The organism is Catenulispora sp. GAS73 (assembly GCF_041262085.1).
Classification (GTDB): Bacteria; Actinomycetota; Actinomycetes; order Streptomycetales; family Catenulisporaceae; genus Catenulispora.
On the sequence record NZ_JBGCCM010000041.1, the window covers coordinates 49,758 to 66,531 of the forward strand.

The 16,774-nt window shown below is 70.2% G+C and carries 17 protein-coding genes; 1 reads left to right on the top strand and 16 read right to left on the bottom strand.

Annotated features, from left to right (window positions below):
* Positions 1 to 41: 41 nt before the first annotated feature.
* The 15 genes from ABH935_RS42235 to ABH935_RS42305 form a co-directional block, all read right to left on the bottom strand.
* On the bottom strand, positions 42 to 4,682 hold the full coding sequence (locus ABH935_RS42235) for an AAA domain-containing protein (protein ID WP_370383619.1): 4,641 nt from the start codon (positions 4,680 to 4,682) through the stop codon (positions 42 to 44).
* A 148-nt stretch (positions 4,683 to 4,830) separates the two neighbouring features.
* Positions 4,831 to 5,175 carry a hypothetical protein gene (locus ABH935_RS42240; RefSeq protein WP_370383620.1) on the bottom strand — a complete coding sequence of 115 codons (345 nt, stop codon included), beginning with the start codon at positions 5,173 to 5,175 and terminating at the stop codon, positions 4,831 to 4,833.
* A 2-nt stretch (positions 5,176 to 5,177) separates the two neighbouring features.
* Positions 5,178 to 6,056 carry an N-acetylmuramoyl-L-alanine amidase gene (locus ABH935_RS42245; protein WP_370383621.1) on the bottom strand — a complete coding sequence of 293 codons (879 nt, stop codon included), beginning with the start codon at positions 6,054 to 6,056 and terminating at the stop codon, positions 5,178 to 5,180.
* A gap of 1 nt (position 6,057) precedes the next feature.
* Positions 6,058 to 6,348, bottom strand: a complete 291-nt coding sequence (locus ABH935_RS42250; protein WP_370383622.1) for a hypothetical protein — start codon at positions 6,346 to 6,348, stop codon at positions 6,058 to 6,060.
* Between the two features lie 57 nt (positions 6,349 to 6,405).
* A complete protein-coding gene (locus ABH935_RS42255) occupies positions 6,406 to 7,689 on the bottom strand; it encodes a hypothetical protein (RefSeq protein ID WP_370383623.1) in 1,284 nt (427 codons plus the stop codon).
* A gap of 73 nt (positions 7,690 to 7,762) precedes the next feature.
* Positions 7,763 to 8,164, bottom strand: coding sequence for a hypothetical protein (locus ABH935_RS42260; RefSeq protein WP_370383624.1), 402 nt, complete (start codon positions 8,162 to 8,164; stop codon positions 7,763 to 7,765).
* Entirely contained in the window at positions 8,157 to 9,275 is a 1,119-nt protein-coding gene (locus ABH935_RS42265) for a hypothetical protein (RefSeq protein WP_370383625.1), read from the bottom strand. The genes ABH935_RS42260 and ABH935_RS42265 overlap by 8 nt, the downstream gene beginning before the upstream one ends.
* A gap of 58 nt (positions 9,276 to 9,333) precedes the next feature.
* Positions 9,334 to 10,221, bottom strand: coding sequence for a phage tail protein (locus ABH935_RS42270; RefSeq protein ID WP_370383626.1), 888 nt, complete (start codon positions 10,219 to 10,221; stop codon positions 9,334 to 9,336).
* Between the two features lie 211 nt (positions 10,222 to 10,432).
* Complete coding sequence (locus ABH935_RS42275; protein WP_370383627.1) at positions 10,433 to 11,554, bottom strand: hypothetical protein; 1,122 nt, start codon at positions 11,552 to 11,554, stop codon at positions 10,433 to 10,435.
* 11 nt (positions 11,555 to 11,565) lie between these two features.
* Positions 11,566 to 12,330, bottom strand: coding sequence for a hypothetical protein (locus tag ABH935_RS42280; protein ID WP_370383628.1), 765 nt, complete (start codon positions 12,328 to 12,330; stop codon positions 11,566 to 11,568).
* A 69-nt stretch (positions 12,331 to 12,399) separates the two neighbouring features.
* Positions 12,400 to 12,615 (bottom strand): hypothetical protein, encoded by a 216-nt coding sequence (locus ABH935_RS42285; RefSeq protein ID WP_370383629.1) that lies wholly within the window; start codon positions 12,613 to 12,615, stop codon positions 12,400 to 12,402.
* Between the two features lie 200 nt (positions 12,616 to 12,815).
* Positions 12,816 to 13,109: a hypothetical protein gene (locus tag ABH935_RS42290; RefSeq protein ID WP_194909451.1), complete on the bottom strand. Its 294-nt coding sequence runs from the start codon at positions 13,107 to 13,109 to the stop codon at positions 12,816 to 12,818.
* Positions 13,110 to 13,228: 119 nt separating this feature from the next.
* Positions 13,229 to 13,837 (bottom strand): phage tail protein, encoded by a 609-nt coding sequence (locus ABH935_RS42295; protein WP_370383630.1) that lies wholly within the window; start codon positions 13,835 to 13,837, stop codon positions 13,229 to 13,231.
* Positions 13,838 to 13,966: 129 nt separating this feature from the next.
* The gene (locus tag ABH935_RS42300) at positions 13,967 to 14,377 is read right to left on the bottom strand and encodes a hypothetical protein (RefSeq protein WP_370383631.1); all 411 of its coding nucleotides are present in this window, start codon (positions 14,375 to 14,377) and stop codon (positions 13,967 to 13,969) included.
* Between the two features lie 62 nt (positions 14,378 to 14,439).
* Positions 14,440 to 14,925, bottom strand: a complete 486-nt coding sequence (locus tag ABH935_RS42305) for a WhiB family transcriptional regulator (RefSeq protein WP_370383632.1) — start codon at positions 14,923 to 14,925, stop codon at positions 14,440 to 14,442.
* A 596-nt stretch (positions 14,926 to 15,521) separates the two neighbouring features.
* On the opposite strand from ABH935_RS42305, the gene ABH935_RS42310 reads away from it, so the two are divergent.
* Positions 15,522 to 16,313, top strand: coding sequence for a hypothetical protein (locus ABH935_RS42310; RefSeq protein ID WP_370383633.1), 792 nt, complete (start codon positions 15,522 to 15,524; stop codon positions 16,311 to 16,313).
* Here the strand turns inward: ABH935_RS42310 and ABH935_RS42315 are convergent.
* Positions 16,310 to 16,603 (bottom strand): hypothetical protein, encoded by a 294-nt coding sequence (locus tag ABH935_RS42315; RefSeq protein WP_370383634.1) that lies wholly within the window; start codon positions 16,601 to 16,603, stop codon positions 16,310 to 16,312. The two genes, ABH935_RS42310 and ABH935_RS42315, sit on opposite strands and share 4 nt — an antisense overlap.
* Between the last annotated feature and the right edge of the window lie 171 nt (positions 16,604 to 16,774).

Genomic DNA, 16,774 nt, shown 5'->3' on the forward strand with positions numbered 1-16,774 from the left:
GAGATCAGAAGGCTGCTAGGGGTTGCCCCTTTTTTCCCGGCTCACACCCCGCCGAAGTACGTCGTAGCCGTGACACCCGGCTTGATCCCCAAATGCTCCAGCTCCTCCCACAGCGGTTCCAGCGCCGCCTCCGGGTCGCGGAAGAAGCGGCTTCCCCGCACCCGCACGAAGCGCCATCCGACCCGCTCCAGGTCCCGCTGCCGTGCGGCGTCGGCCTCCGCGTCCTCCTCGCCGTGGAAGGCGTCGCCGTCGCACTCCACGGCCAGGCGGGCGGCGCCGCCTTCAACCACCAGGTCGATCCGGTAGCGTCCGGCGGGGTACTGCGGACGGACTCGGTAGCCGCGCTGGCGTAGCGCCAGGTACACACGCTGCTCGAAGAGGCTGTCGAAGGGGTCGCGGCGTATGTCCGGCGATACCTCGCCGGTCAGGTAGGCGTCGCGTTCCGACGCCGGCCGGGCCAGGTGTTCCAGGTATGCGCGGCGCAGGTCGGTCGGTCCGAGGTCGCCGGGGTGCACGCTGTGGAACACCTGTACCTGGTCTTGTGCGCGGCTGGCCGCGACGTTCAGGCGCTGCTGGTAGCTCTCGGCTGAGAATCCGCCGATGCGCAGGGTCTCGTCGCTGTCCACGGCGGCTCGGGAGACCACCATGCCGATGAACATGATCTGGCGTTCGTCGCCCTGGAAGTCCTCGGCGTCGCCGACGCGCAGTCCGCGCGCGGCCCGGGCCGGCACGCTCAACCGCTGGGCCAGCAGATCCTCGACCAGTGCGGACTGGCCGCCGCCCAGCAGGGTGATGACGCCCATCGACCGTCCGGCGTAGGCCGGGTCCTCATGGCAGGCGACGACGGCGTCGACCAGCGCCTCGGCCTCGGCGCGGTTCACCCGCCGCACGCCGGTCCCCTCGACCGCACCGTCCGCGACGTAGCGGGTGACCAGCGGCGGGAGCCGGTCGGTGCCGAACTGCCGCAACGGCTGTAGTTCGCCGCCGTAGAACTGCCGGTTGGAGAAGTCGATGATCTCCGGCATGCACCGGAAGTGCTCCTTGAGCATCAGCCGGCCGCGGCCGCCGGCCAGCGCCGACGTCAGGTCGAACAGACTGGTCGTCGGGTTGACGACGCTGGTCAGGCTGCTCGGCAGCGAACTGAGCATCCGTTCCTGGAGCGCGAACACCTGGTCCTGGTCCAGTCCCACGTTCGACGGGCTGACCTGCTTGTCGTCGCCGACCACCACCATCCGCTCGGCGACGTGCGCCAGCAGCACCGCCTCCAGCCCGGACTGGCTGGCCTCGTCCACGATCACCACGTCGAACAGTTCCGGCCGGTCCATCGGCACACTGGCCACCACCTGATGCAGCGGCATGATCCAGGCCGGAACCGCCTCCTGCGCCTCCCGCAGGTTCTCCCGGGCCTGAGTGCGGTAGCGGTACGCGTGCTTGCCGGTACCCTTGCCGATCTTGCGGATGTTCAGCTGGTACGCCTGGAGCGCGCGGCCCTGCTGTGCGGTGATCCGGCGCAGGCAGTGGTCCCAGGCGCGGGCCTCGGCCAGCCGCTTCAGGCTCAGCCGCACCTCGCCGTCGGCCTCGTCCAGCGCGGCGCGCGCCCCGCGTTCGGCTTCCGGGTCGGTGAGCTTGGCCAACCGGGTGTTCCAACGCGCCCAGGCCCAGGCCTTCGGCAGGTCGGCGATGCGGGCGTCCCAGGCCGGGTCGGCGGCGGTCTGCTCCAGGAGGCGGGCCAGGTCTGGGTGCTTCGCGTGCACCGCCGCCCGGGCGCGGGCGAGCGTGTCCCGGGCGTCGACGGCGTCCCGGAGGTCGGCGATATCGGCGTGGGCGCGGCGGTAGCCCTCGGGATCGGCCGCGTTCAGCGCCGAGACGGCGGCGGCCACCGGGTCCGGCACGTGCCGCTGTGCGGCGGACCAGGTGCGCAACACTCCGGCGGTTTCAGCGAGGGCACGCCGGGCGGCCTCGGTGTCCCGGACCCCGGCGTCGGCGGCCAGCACCTCGCGAACCATGTCGGTGCCAGCCCGGTCCAGCCAGTCGAGTCGGGCCAGTTCGGGCGAGCCCGCGACCGCGGCGCCGACCGCGTGGTGCCGTTCAGCCAAGCCGCCGAGCAGGTCCAGCACCGAGAGGTCGTCCTCCAGCCGAGCGACCCGGCTGTCGATCCGGCCCCAGGGCTCGGGGAAACCGGTCCAGCTCTGCTCGGTATCCAGCAGCCGGCGCTCGACCTCAATGCGATACAGCACCCGAAGACAGACCTGCGGGCTGTCCAGCGGGGCGCCGTCGATGCGGACGACCTCATGGAACGCCTCGGTTTCCTTGCCCAGCTTGGTCTTCATGCCGAGTGGGCCCTTGAGCCGCTGCCCGGCCTGCAGGCCGTCGAAGAGGGTCTTCGCCTGGTGCAGCGCGGTCGGCAGGTCGAAACGCTCCAGCCCGGAGATCAGCGCCGGGCCGACGTGCGGCAGGTACTGCTGGATGTCGGTGAGCGCCTGCCGGGTGGCCTCGTGGCGGCGTCGCAGGGCGTGGTCCTGCCCGGCGACCGCCTGGGCCCGCGCCTGCACGACCCACGGCGCGGGGTGGACGGCCAGCCGGTCGCGGACGCCGAGGAAGGCGTCCAGGGCCTTGTCGAGCGCGTCACGGCGCTCGTCGGGGAGCGCGCGGACGGCGGCGACCAGGCTCAAGCCGTGGCGTTCGGCGATTGCCGCCGTGCGCTGGTCCGCTTCCTGGATGCGGGCCACGGACTGGGCGAAGTCAGCAGGAGGCGGGAAGGCGGCGGACGGTGGAAGCTCGACGGAACCGGCGACGGCGGCGAGCGCCGGGGTGTACGCGAGGGCGGCCGCGCGCAGGGTGGCGGCCTCGGCCGGCGTCAGTTCTCTGTCATGGGCGGCGTGCGCCGCGACGGCAGGGGTGTCCGACGCGTGGACGTCCGGCTCCGGGACGGTCCCGATCCAGCTGTGGATCGGCTCCTCACGCTGCAATCGCTCGGCGATCTGGAGCGGTGTGCCCGAGTAGTCGCCGATGTCGGCGGAGTAGACGAACGTGTCCATCTCGCGGATGGTCCGCAGGTCCAGCAGCGCCTCGCCCTGCTGGATCCGGGCCGCGCGCAGCCGATCCGTGAGGCGCTTGATCTCGGCGGCCGAATGGACCGCGTCATAGGCGCCGTGCTGGGCGAGGATGCCCTTGATCGAGTGCTCCAGTTCCTGCTGCCCGAGCGCGCCGTCATCGGTTCGGCTGACGCACAGCGGGCGCAGTTCCTCGGGCAGCTTGTCGCGCAGCACCTGGAGCGCACGGGCGGTGTGGCTGGTGATCAGCACCCGCTTGCCGTGTGCCAGAAGATCGGTGACCAGGTTGGCGATGGTGTGCGTCTTGCCGGTGCCGGGCGGGCCCTGGACCACGACCAGCCGCTCGTCACGGAGCCGGCGGGCGATCGAGGTCTGCTCGGCGTTGGACGGGAGGGCGAAGTAGACGTCGTCCGGCTCGGCAGCGCCCCGGCCGTCGACACCCGCGTGTCCGCTCTCGGTCAGCGGGTCGCCGACCGGTGCCGTGCGGCCGGCGTCGGGGTCGATCAGGAACTCGATCAGGCCGGACGCCGAGCCGGTCTGCGCGATCAGGTCGCCGATCGAGCGCAGCGCCTGCACCACGGCTCGGGCGCCGCGCCGCCGCAGGACCAGCGCCGGGGCGTAACTCACCACAGGGCTGCGGTCGTAGCGGGGCGTGTGACGAGACACAGCGTCCTGATAGCGGGCCTCGGGTCCGGCGGCGTTGGTCCAGGTCTTCAGGGCTTCGTGGAGGGCGGCCAGCCCGGTGCTGCCGGGCGCGGGTTCGGTCTCGGTCGCCGCCTCGTCGCCGGTGATGGTGTCGCTGTCGCTGCCGTCGGCACCACCGACAGCGCCCGAACCGCCCGCGCCTCGGGCCTCAAACCCCTGCGCCTGTTCCAGCAACTCCTCGATGGCCGTGGCGATGGCCGGAGACACCCGATCCCCGACGTCGAGCATGTCCTCTTCGAGGACCAGTTCCGGCGACTCCGGGTCCGGCCGGACGGTGACCGCCCCCGTCCGCTGGTCGTAGGCCACAATCGCGGGAACCGTCACGACGTGCCGCCGCACCGCGTCCCGCCCGGACTGCTGGGTCGCGTAGCCGAACGCCAGGACCAGTTCGAACAACTCGGCGTCCTGCCGGGCCCCGACCGCCATGTAGTAGAGCTCGTTGTAGGCGCGGGCGGCCGGGTCCAGCCGCCGTCGCTCCGCCGCCCACTGGTCCCAGGACTGCGCCCAGGCTTCGTAACGGGCTTCGACGGCTTGTCGCAGTCCGATGCGCTGGGCCTCGTCCATGGCGTCGTCGGGGACGTCGGCAGGCCGCTGGCGCAGCTCCGGGGCCTGCTCGGCGGTGTGGTCGCGGACCGCGACGGCGTCCAGCCACGGCGCGAGCGAAGCCGGGACCGGCGGGGGATCCGGAAGGTCGACCCGGGTCAGGGTGAGCCACGACCCGGGCTCGGCGGCCGGCGCCGAACTGCCGCCGGCGAAGGTGCGCAGCCCCGGGAAGTCGTCGGGCAATTCGTCGAACCACAGGATCCGGCGCGCGGTGTCGAGGGTCCGCATGGGCCTGGTGCGCAGCTCGCTCGACTCGGCGAGGAACGCGAACAGGCGCTGGGCGTGCTCCGCGATCGCGGCGTCTGGGTGTCCGTAGTCCACTGGTCAATTAAGCCAGTCGCGGGCCGCTGATGTCGCCGTCCCTGTCAATCGGAAATCTGGCAGTTCGCAAAGACCGGTCGGCAAACGCAAAAAACGCCCCGGCACGCAGAATGAATCTGCGTGCCGGGGCGGTGATCGGCGAGGTGGATCAGGCGGCGGGATCGTTGGCCGCCGCATTACTCCCGGCATTGCCGGGAGTGGCGCCATCCGAAGCGGCAGCGACAGGAGCCGACTCCGAAACCTTCGCAACTTGCAAATGCCGCGCCACCAAACTCCAAGGCAGCGTCGGCCACTGCAGCCGAGCCGTCGTCCACACGGCGCCGACCGCGGCCGCGATCAGCGCCTTGGTGCTCCAGCCGTGCGTGCCGTCGGCGGCGAGTTCCACCAGGAACGTCGACACCGATCCGCCGAGCAGCCGCTGCGCCTGTGCGGCCAGGTGATAGCGGCGGAAGTCCTTTGTGAGCGCTGATTCCAGCGTTGTCAGGGTCGACATCGTCAGCCCTTCGCCAGGTCGGCGCCGAGGTGCTGGGCGACTGCCTGGGCGATCTGCTGGGCGGTGGAGCCGGCGGTCAGGTGTGGGGCCAGGGCTGTGGCGAGGGCGTTGATGTCGACGGCCGGTGGGGTGCTGACGCGGCCTGCCAGGGCGGTGACGGCGTCGCGGGCCTGTTTGGCGTAGAGGGCGGCGGCTCGGGCGCCGCCGTCGGCCCAGATCAGGGCGGTCTCGTTGTCGAAGTTCTGGTTCGCCGGGAACTGGCCGGCGATCTCCGGCCAGAACTGGCCGATGCTGGAGGGGATGGTGGCCACGGAATTGCCTCCGAAGGGGGGTGGGGACGGTTGGGTCGGCGGCGCGGGGGTCGGCGGCTTCGGTGTCGGGGCGCCGCCGGCGATCTGGGCCGCGCGGGCGATGATCTGCGGGCGCTGGTCGAGGATCGGTTGGCCGGGGCAGTCCAGGTGGCCGCCCCACGCTTGGCCGCCGAGGCCGTGGCCGGTCAGGCCGGGGACGGTGCTGTCCGAGGGCTGGAGCGGGACGCCGTAGGTGGTGTGGATCCAGGCGAACAGCTGCGCCGCGTTCTCCAGTTGCGAGGGTGTCAGGACGTCGCCGGAGTTCCCCTCGTTCTCGACCGAGATCCACTCGGGGTTGCCGTCCACCTCGGCCCAGGCCCGGTCGTCGGTGTCGACCCACTGGTCCAGTGGGCCCGACTTGGGGTTGCCGAAGTGCGCGGACACCTGCGAGCCCGGGTTGTGGAACCAGGCGTCCGTGCCGGCCTCGGTGCCCTGCTGGATGTGCAGCACCAGGCCGCGGTGCGCGGACATGCCGCCCGGCGTCCGGTTCGGGACCGGGCCGCGCCAGGTCGCCTTGGGAAATCGAGCCATGTCAGCCCCCTTCGTCGAAGTGGTTCGCGGTTTTGCCGGCGACCATGACGGCCAGCGCGCCGACCGTCTGGTGGATCGCGGCGAACTCGTGCGTGTGCGCGTCGACCGCCGCGCGGATCTCGCGGACGTCGTCGCGCAGCGACTGCCCGCCGTTGGCTTCGAGCTGTTTGGAACGGGCCTCCACGACATGCATGACGTGCGAGAAACGGCTGGCCCAACGAAAACCGGCGCCGATGGCGGCGCCGGTGATGCACAGCGAGGACGCTGTCGCGGTGATGGCTTCAACGTTCATGGGTGTCCCGTGGGGTCGAAGGTGGTTCGGGTGCTCCCTCCGTCGGCTCCGCGGGGATCACCCCAGCCCGTAGAGCTTGAAGGTGGAGTCGGGCAGGAAGTTGCCCACGTTCATGTAGATCGTGATGGAGCTGATCGCGGCGGGTGTCGTGGTCATGTACCCCCCGCCGTAGGTCTGGAGAACCCCCGCGGTCCCGCCGTCGGTCGCCATCGACGTCCCGGTGTAGACCTTGAGAGTGGTGGGGTCGGCGTACTCGGGGATGTCGATCGTCGAGATGCCGCGGCCCTGCGTCGGCCAGTGGCTGTTCCAGACCGCGGCGCATTGCGCACTCGACACCTGGTTGGTGTTCGCGACGCCGACGGCGGTCCCGCCCTGCGGCAGGTAGTACGTGTTCCAGAGGTACATGTTGTCGGCGGCGCCGTTCCAGCGCATGTACGCGCTGTCCCAACCGACAGCGGTCGTACCGTCCGACTTCGCGCTGATCACGAGCCGCAGATCCCGGTAGACCTGCGGGATCGCGCTGAACGTGATCGACGCCGTCGTGGCGGTGGTCGTCTGGACCGCGATCAGCCCGGGCTGGTGCCGCCAGTTGGTGCCGTTCCAGAGGGCGACGGCGCCGCTGTCCGTCTCGTAGACCAGCTTGCCCGCCGGCGCGTTCGACGGACGCGTGGTCGAGGTGACCGGAGGCAGATTCCCGCCGGTGGTCATCGGGTCGTACACCGGCGTCCAGGCAGCGCCGCTCCACCGCTGGAGTTCGCCGTTCAGATCCGAGTACTGCCCGGCCATCGGCGGCGTCCACGGCGTCGTCCCAGCCGGCACGATCCCGCCGAGCCCCGACGTGTACACCCGCAGGTCCGTGACGGCCGTCGGCCACGCCACTCCCCCGGTGCCGGCGGACGTCTTGGCGGGCACGCTGATCTGAACGAGCCCGATCGCCGCAGGCGGAACCACCGGAGCCACCGGCGTAGCGGCGGCCGTGCCCTTGATCAGCGTCACGACCGCCTGAGTCTGCCCCGAACTGTCGAACTGCTGATCCTGGATCTGCAGAACGATGATGTCGATCCGGTTGTACTGGGGGTCGCCGTCCGGAACGGTCAGCACCACCGGCGCATCGGAGGCGACCTGATACCCGCCCTGCGCCGTCACCCCCTGGACGAACGCGCGCCCCGGCATGATTTGGCACTGCATCGCCGCCACGGACTGCCACCCGAACCCGCCGTCCGGCACGACACCGGAGCGGGAGACGAGCGCACCCGTCGGGACCATCCCGACCGACGTCGCCAGGCGAGTGTCGACGCGGCTCTGACCGGTCGACGCGAGCCACGCACTATGAATAACCACAATCGTCCCCTTACTTTTCGATGAGATATAAGAACCCTGATGAACGGCGCCGCGGCGCTGCCGAGGACCCCGCTCAGCCCAGCGCGACGACGAAGTTGAACGCGATCCACGTGGCGTTCGGCCCGTGGTAGACCACGCTGCCGTCGGTATTCACGTCGACCCGCGACGCCGTGGTGTTGGGCGTGGCCACCGTGATCACCTGCTGAGCCGCGGGACTGGCGCTGGAAGGCAGATGCGCGACCACCGAGCCCTCGGTGAGGCCGGCGCCGGCTGCCGTCACGTCGCCGCGCACGAACACCACCGGACCCTGGATCCGGTACTGCGGCGTGGTGGTCTGGGTCGTGAACCCGGCGGCCAGCGGCACGTTCTGCCAGGGCACCACCGCCGCCGAGGTGGCCGCGGCGGTCGCCGTGCGTTGCAGCTTGCGCTCGATCTGCCTGATCCGGTCGATGATGTCCTCGGGCAGGTTAGGCATCTTGGCCTCCGTCCAGAAACAGGTCGACGGTGTCCGGGCGGCCGCGCTGGGCGGGCAGGACGTGGAAGCCGACGATCCGGTAGGTCTGGTCCAGCGGTGGTTGGAACCAGTGGTCGTCGATGCGCACCCGGACCGCGGCGCCCAGCAGCTGCGGGCCGAACGAGCCGTCGAGCTGGACGGTCAGGGAGGGCACGACGACCGAGGTCCCGGCGGCGGCCAGGTGCGCCTGCGCCAGGTTCTCCAGCGTCGGCCGATCGGTGACGTCGTTGTAGTCCGCGCTGGCGTCGAGCTCCAGGAACCCGGGCACCGTGACGCTGTGCACGCTGGACACCAGCGGCACGTCCTGGCCGGACCCGTCGGTCGCCGGGACCGAGCCGCCGCGGGCCCGGGTCGCGGTGGCGGAGCGGGTGGCGTCGCGCGGGAACGCGTAAGTGAGGATGCTGCCGGGCTTGTCGACGACCAGCGGCGTCGCTCCGGTCGTGATGGTCGGCGAGCCGAGCCTGAGCAGCCGGACGCGGCTGCCGGTGTCCGGGTCGCGGTAGACGCTGACGCAGTACTCGAAGCCGGGGGTCGCGGCGGCGAGCTGGGTGATCGCGTCGTCGACCAGGGTCTCGTCGCCGTCGCGCCAGGACGGGCTGATCGTCGTGCCGGAGGTCTCGGTGCCGAACGAGAGCCCGATGTTCCCGTTGGGCGTCGACTGCACGTACTGCCACAGGTTCCGGACCACCTGGAGCGAGTCGACGGCGGTGTAGGCGAGGGGGTTGGGGTAGGCGCCGGAGGGGCGGATGTAACGGTGGGCGGCGTAGGAGTCGAACGTGGCGGCCTGGATCGCGCAGGTGATGACGCCGCGGTCGTCACACTGGGGCGTCATCGTCCAGAGCAGTCCGCCCCACCACAGGTCGTTGCCGCGCGCGAGGTACACCGCGGTACGGCCCTCGATGAGCCGCGCGGCCCGTGCGCCCAGGTCGGCGTCGGGGATCGGGAGGGTGCCGGACAGGGAGCCGGGTTTGCCGATGTAGTCGTCGAACTCGACGTCGTCGACCGGGAGGACGTCGATGGTCTGGTCGGTGCTGACATCGGCGAAGATCACCCGGTAGGTGGAGTCGTTCATGCGGCCTCCTTCGAGGGTGTCGGTGGCGGCGTCGGGGCGGTGTCGGGGCGCCGGTCGGCTACATGTACGCCGAACGCCACGCGACCTTTGCCGACGCGGGCGGCGCGCCGGCCGACGGCCGGAAGGCGAGGGTGGTGGATCCGGGAGGCAGGACGAAGGCCTCTTCCAGGGTCGCGTTCGGCATCGCGGCGTACCGGCGGTCGGCGGCACCGTTGAGCAGCACCTGGCCGCTGCCGGTGTCGACGGTCAGCACGTCGGTGGCGGCCAGGACCAGGTTGTAGCCGATCATCTGGCCGGTGTCGACGTTCGCCAGCTGCGGATCGGTGCACGGCCCGGTGAAGGTGACGACCGGGTGGGTCGCGGCGTTGCCGGCGTTCGTGACCTGCAGGTTGCCGCTGGACCCGGCCGTGCCCCAGGACAGCGGCCAGGTCAGCGGCCACACGATGCCGGTCTCCGGCTGCGGGACGCTGGTCGCCAGGGTCTGGAGCGTGAGGGTGTAGCGGCGCGGATCGGTCGCGATGAACTGGACGCTCGCCTTGGCCACGCCGTAGAGCGCGAACTGGCGGTCGGTCGGGATCGCCCGCTGGTTGATCCGCACCGCGCTGATCAGCGTCTCACCGTGAAGTTGCACGGTGAGCCACTGCTCGTCCAGGTCGATGCCGGTCGCACCGCGCAGCGCGGTGATCGCGGAGGTGTCGGTGCGGGTCGCCGGCGCGAGCCACACGGTGGCGGTGATGACGCGGGGCTGCGCGTAGCGGGGGCCGGGCCAGGAACCGTGGTCCCCGGAACGCGGGGAGTCGGCGGTGTCGAAGCCCGGGAGGTCCTCCCACCCGGTGATGCCGGTCTCGGCGATGACGTAGGAGGTGCCCGAGCCGAAGACGAGGCCGTTGTAGCCGATCTGCCCGTCAGCGGTCAGCGCGGGCGGATCTGTGAGCATGACGGACATGCGGATCTCCCTGGGATCTGGCAGGAAAGGTCTGTTGGGAAAGGTCTGTCAGGAAACTGAGATGGACCGTGCCCGGCCTCGGAGGGCAGGGAGGCCGGGCACGGCGGCGGGTGCGGGGGCACCCGGACCGGCGCCGCCACGCGCGGAGGCGGGGCGCCGGCGATGAGGGACGGCTCGCGCTGCGTCAGCGCTCACCGTTCGGCGTCGGCGCTCAGCCGCGCGCCTTGGCCAGGAACATCAGCTCCTCGGCGGTACGCCGCGCAGAACCGTTGTTGGCCTCGTAGTAGTTCGTGACGGTGAACCCGCCGCTCGCGGCCCCGGCCGCCCCGAGCGCCGGCCCGCGCGCCCCGGCGAGCATCGCGGACAGCCTCGACAACGGGAGCACCGCTTCGGACTGCCCGCCCTCACCGACCAGCGCCAGCGTGCCGCCCGGACGAGGCAGCACGATGCCGCCGTCGGCCAGGGTCGGGATGTGCGGGATGTTGACGCCGAAGGACTTCCCACCGATGCCCGGGACCCAGGAGGGGATCGAGATGTGCACCGAATCCAACCCATCGATGGCCCGGTTGACCAGGCCGATGATCGCGTTGATCGGGTCCCGGACCGCGGCCAGCACGGCCTGGAACGCCGCCTTGGCGATGTCCGCGAGCCCGCCCCAGACCGAGCTGATGGTGTCGTGGACGTCGTTGACCACGCTGGAGATCATCTTCTTGATGTCGCCCCAGGCCTTCCCCACCTTGCCGGTGAGCAGGTCCATCGTGATCTGGAAGATCCCGGAGATGATGTCCCAGGTGGTCTTGATCTCGCCCTTGACGATGTTCATGGGGATCAGGATCAGGTTCTTGACGATCTCGAACCCGGACTTGACCTCGGTCACGATGTTGCCGATGACCGACTTGAACAGGCCCCAGACATAGGGCCAGACGAGGTCGAACACACCCTTGACGAACTTGGAGACGGTACTGATCGTGTCACCGATGATTTTGAACGCGATCTGGATCGCGGCCTGCACAGCCTTCGAGTTCATGATCATGTCGGTGAACTTCTGAATGAGCGGCGCGAGCAGCGTCAGCAGCAGGCCGAACGCATTGGCCTTCATCGCGCCGTTCAGGCCCTTCATCCCCTCCTCGGACAGCCCGAGGCCGGTCTTGAGCTTGGTGAACAGCCCGCCGCCGGTAGCCGCCGTGTCGGCGGACTTCTTCACCTCGCGCTCGGCGGCGGCCGAGCCGGTGGCGAGGTCTCGGGCCGAACGGGCGGCCTCGGACGTCCTGGTTTGAAAGGTTCCGAGCCTGCCGATGGCGGCATTCAGGCTCGCGACGAGTGTTGCAGCCATTGGTATCTCCCTCAGATGCCGATCGCTTCGGTGAGCAGCTTGATCGACTTCTCCAGACTGTCGATCTGCGCCTGGCTGAATTGGTACTGCGGCCCCTTGACGCGCTTGGGCTCACGACCGGCTTGGATCCTGCGCAGCTCCTTCTCCTCGACCTCAAGCTGCGCCTTGCTCGCGACGGCCCGGTCCTCGATGCTCTTGATCCGGTTCCCGAGCGAGTCGATGTGTCCGGACACGTTCAGGGCACCGAGGGACCCGAAAGTCGCCGCGACGCTTTTGCCGTGGCCGATATCACCAATCCGGTTGTCGATCGCGCCCAGGTGCCCTTCCACGTTCATGGAGCCGAGCGCCCCGAAGGTCTCCGCGACCTTCCTGCCGTGGAGATCACCGATGAGCTTGTCCCTGATGTCGGTGATCATCGGGTCCTCGGACTTGCCCATGACCCGGTCCACGATCTTCGGGAACGGGAAGTCGAAGACCTTCCGCCCGAGGATCGAGATCCCGGTCTCGTCGGCGCGGATGGCCGCGAAGCTCGGCGCGAGGATCTGCGCCGCGCCGGAGCCGATGCCCGCGGCGCCCAGGCCGACCCACTGCGAGGTCAGGCCGACACCTTGGGAGGTGATGCTGTTGGGCTGGTTCGCGAACCACGTCGTGTTCTTGTTGACGGTGTCGCGGGCCTTGATCAGCGAGCTGAGCACGGCGCTGACGTCGCCGGCCCCGCCCGGATCCGCCGACCCCGCCGCCTTGGCGATCGCGTTGATCGCATCGGAATCAGACATCTGAGACTCCTCTCGTTTCGTGCGGTCGAAGATCTGATCCGGGTCTCGGTGCCGTCTCGGTCACCGGTCTCAGCCGAAGAACCGCGCGATCTCCCACGGCGCCGGCAGGTTCACCTCTCCCGAGGGCGGCGGTTCCGCTTCGTCGTCCGGCGAGGACGGCTCCGACTCCGCCCCCGGCCGCGGAATCGGCTCCGGCGCCTCCGGCATCGGGCTGTCCTCGTCGCGGTTCACCGCCGAGAACATCCAGTTGCCGATGGCCAGGTGGTCGACGGCGGCGGCGAGCAAGTACTCTGCGACGCCCCATTCGGCGCCCTCGCCGTGGAGTTCGCGGGCCAGGGCGCTGTCGGTGGGGAGGTGGCGGAGCAGGATGGACAGGCGGCGGGAGGACAGGTCGCCGCGGTGCCAGTCCAGCAGGTCGACGCGGTAGTGCCGGAGCAGGTCGGCTTCTATCGCCTCGGCGTGGTCCTCGACCAGGACGCCGAGGCTCAGCCTTCCCCCAGGGACAGGCCCGTCTGCTCGCCGTAGGCGGTGAGGATCGCGGCGATGTCCTGGACGGTCAGGTCGTGGCGGGCGAAACGCTCGTACTGGACGTCGCCGAGGAGGAGGCGCAGCATCGCGTCGATGTCGTTGTCGTCGGTGGCCGCCATGGCGCGGGCGGTGGCCCGGGGCAGTTCGCGCGGCAGGGTGAAGGTCTCGGTGTCCAGGGTGAAGGCCCAGGTGTGGCCGCCGGCGGCCTCCAGGCGCTGGGCGCGCGCGGCGTTGACGTCGAACGTTGTCATGGATGTCTCCTTCGGAGCTCGGGGATCGGAAGTCGGTGAACATGGGTGCGCCGACCGGACGGCGGCCCGAGCACCCCGAAGGGAACCCGAGCCGCCGATCCGGCCGGCGCGCTCAGCGCTTAGGACAGCGCCGGGTCGTTCATCAGCCAGGTCGCCAGCGGGGTGGCGTCGTTGACCTCCATGGCCTCGAAGGTCACGCCGAGCTTGATCGAGCCGTTGTTGACCAGGGACAGGTCGTCGGTGTCGATGACCGAGCCGCGGTTGACGATGACGCGGTACTTCACCGCGCCGCCGCCGGAGCCCTGGACGGTGTCGGTGAACTCGATGCCGAGCATGCGCTCGTCCAGGTCCGGGGTGACCTGGACGGCGTAGGACCACAGCGGGGCCGGCGGGGTGCCGGTGCCGATGTTGGTCACCGCGTTGGTGGTCGGGTTGCCACCGAAGAAGAACGGCAGGGTGTCGGTGTTGATCTGGATCATCGAGAACTTCAGGGTCAGCTCGCGGGCCGAGAACACGTGGCGCACCGCGGAGGCGGTCTGCCACGAGTCGATCTTGTCGAGCTTGTCCTTCTTGCTGAACTTCACCCCGGTGTTGTCGGTGTAGCCCAGGTCGTGCCAGGCCGCGCCCCACGCGGTGGTGGTGTCCGCCGGCGCGGCGGTGCCCAGCGGGGCGACGAAGACGTGACCGTGGCCGGCCACGCGGATCTGGCTCGGGTTGGTTCCAGGCATGGACCATCTCTCCTTTGACTTCTCTGTTGAGGGGGTTACCTCACCCGGTCGGTACCGGACGGCCCGCCGGTGTCGTGGGCCCGCGCCCGCGCCGGAGGGCGGCGGGGCGCGGGCGGCGCAGGCGTTCGCTCAGGCCATGCGCAGGTTGAGCTGCGTCATCGAGACGTAGCGGTTGGCGCCGTTGTGCAGGTAGTCCGGCAGCCAGCGCGGTCCGTCGCACTCGGTCACCATCACGACGGTCGCGCCGCCGTCGACGAACCCGTCGATCGCCAGCAGCCGCGCCCGGGCGGCCATGGCCACGGTCATCGCGATGAGCTTGGTCGACCCGTAGCACTCCAGCTGGATGATCGGGACGTCCTCATAGGTCGTGTCGATCCAGGCGCCGCCCATCCGCGAGACGAGCACCACCGCCTGGGTGCCGTCGAATCCGGCCGGCGGGATGCGGTCGACGGTGGTCCACGGCGCCGACGCCGTGTTCTTGAGCCAGTCGATGACGACGAGTTCGACGTCGGGCAGGCTGCTCGGAGGTGAGGTGGTCATCCGGATCACTCCTTTCGCTAAAGGTCTTGGGCATAAGGCAGAGGTTTCGGACACAGCGACGGTCAGACGACCGCGCGGCGGAGCAGCGCCAGCCGCTCCATCTCCCCCATCCCGCCCCAGACCCCGTGGGCCTCGGGCAGGGACAGGGCGTGCTCGGCGCACTGGGCACGGACCGGGCAGTCGGCGCAGAAGACCTTCGCCTCGGCCTCCCGGCGGCGGCGCTCGGCGATCCGCTCGCGGCGACCGTCGGTACTCAGGACGTCCGGGCCGAAGAACAGCGTCGGATCAGCCCCCTGACAGGCGGCCCGCTCGATCCAGGGCAGGGTCGAGACCGCCGGCCAGGCCTCTGCGTCGCCACCGGGTTCAGCGGCAACGGATTCGGCGGTTTCAGAAGGTTCGGGCGGTGGCTGGACCGGGACCGCCGCCGGCTCGGGCTTCCGGCGGCGCCGCGCGGCCCGGACTCCGGTCAGCGCCTGCTCCAGAGCGCGCCGGCGCGCCGCCTGAGCTTCGGGTCCGTCATCGATCGGCGGCTGATTTGTGACGTCCACATCGGCAACTTCCATCAGCGCGAGAACGTCATACGAGTCGAGAGCAAGCAGCCACCCCTTCGCGGGAAATCGGGGAATCAGATGACGACCACACAGGGCCGGGCTCCGGACGCGGCGTGCCACGTCGCCGGCGGGGCGTGGGAAGGGAAAAGCCCGGCGACCGCACCTGGGATCAGGTCGACGATCGTCGGGCTTGAGGTTCTCGTTGCTCCGGGGCCCTGCGGCCACACCGAGAACAACTTATCGTCAGGAATGTTGCATCCTCCGACCACGGCGGCGCAAGCGTTTAGTTATCCACAGGGTCTGAGCTGCGATCGACCCGAATCAGGGGACGATGACGGCGGCGCGGCGGCCCGTGGCCGGGTGCGGCCAGGCAACACCTGAACGGTGGCCTTCGAAGCCGGTCGAGGCCTATGCTTCAAATCAATTCGAACTGATGTTTGATTTGGCGGGCCTGAGGGCACGCCAGAGCAGGCGTGGCCATCGCCACGCAGAGTGAATGAGGGCACTGTCAAACTATCGGGAACGCACCCGGCCGGCGGCACCGCGGCGGAGCGCATCCGATGACACCTTCGGTGACACAGGAGATGAGGTACGTGATCGAGGAACGGGGGCGCATCGTGCGGGAAGCCGCACGGGCGGCCGATCGGCTCCAACACGCCCTGGAGACCGGGGCGTCAGGACGCGGATCGGCAGGGGATTCCGAGCGGACCGGCGGCGGACGCAAGGCACCCGTACACGGTTCGGCGCCGCTGGACGTGACGATCCTGGACTGCCTGGTGCAGTCCTACGAGGTGGTGCTCGACGAGATCGACACCATGCGGCAGGCCCTGACCGACCCGGACGCGGCCACGGTGAACGTCCCGGTCCAGACCCTGCAGGCGGGGTTCGCCTTCCTCGCCGAACACCTCGACGAGGTCCCCGAAGACGTCGGCGACACCGTGGCGATGACATGCCGCAGAGAGCACGGCCGCTACGCCCGGACCCTGGCCGGCGCGTACGGCGAACGCTCCCGCCGCTGCCCCACCTGCGACCAGGCGAGTCTGCTCCCGGAGACGGCCATCGCGCCGGACGGCCGGGGACACGTGCTGGTCTGCTCGACCCCGGAATGCGATCCGGCGCCGGGCCGCTGGCGCCGCTTCGACGTCGTCCGGGACTCGGGGATCATTCCCGGAGTCGACAGCGGCGCGCTGGTGAGCCTGAAAGAGCTCGCGGCGATGACGGGCATCCCGTACCGGACGTTGGACAGCGCGGTTCGCAGAGCGAAGATCGCGCCGGTACCGACTCCGCCGTCGACATCGAGTGCAACCCGTTTGTTCCGTCTAGCGGACGTCCAGGCGCTCCCAGCGCTGCGAAGAGTCGCACGCGTCCGGCTCGGGGAGCTCTAGTCCTGCCGGATGACGTCGCCGGCCTGGACTAGCGCGGCGACCGTGGCCACGACCAGGTCGTACGAGTCCTGGTCCACCAGGTCGTTCGCCAGGTAGCCCTTGAACATCCCGGTGAAGGTCACCAGCGCGGCGGTGAACCCGGCGTGCGCGGCGTCGTCGTTCAGATCGGCGCCGTTCCTGGCGCACGACGCCGCCACCGCGTCGGCCATCCGCCGGTCGGCGTCGGCCGCCGTCCCGGCGTCGGCCGGGATGGCGACATCCCGGAATTCCGTTCCCCGAACAACTTCCATGGTGTGAGGCCCCTAGTATCCAGCGTCGTCGACGTGTGATCCTGCTTCGCCCCCCGGCGCAGATCGCGCCCCAACGGCTAGACCTGTCCACCAGGATGCGTCTCGGATCAATCGGCCGCAAGGGGAACCGGGCCTGGAGCCCGCCGTGCCCCCCGCTGGGCCCATCGGTCC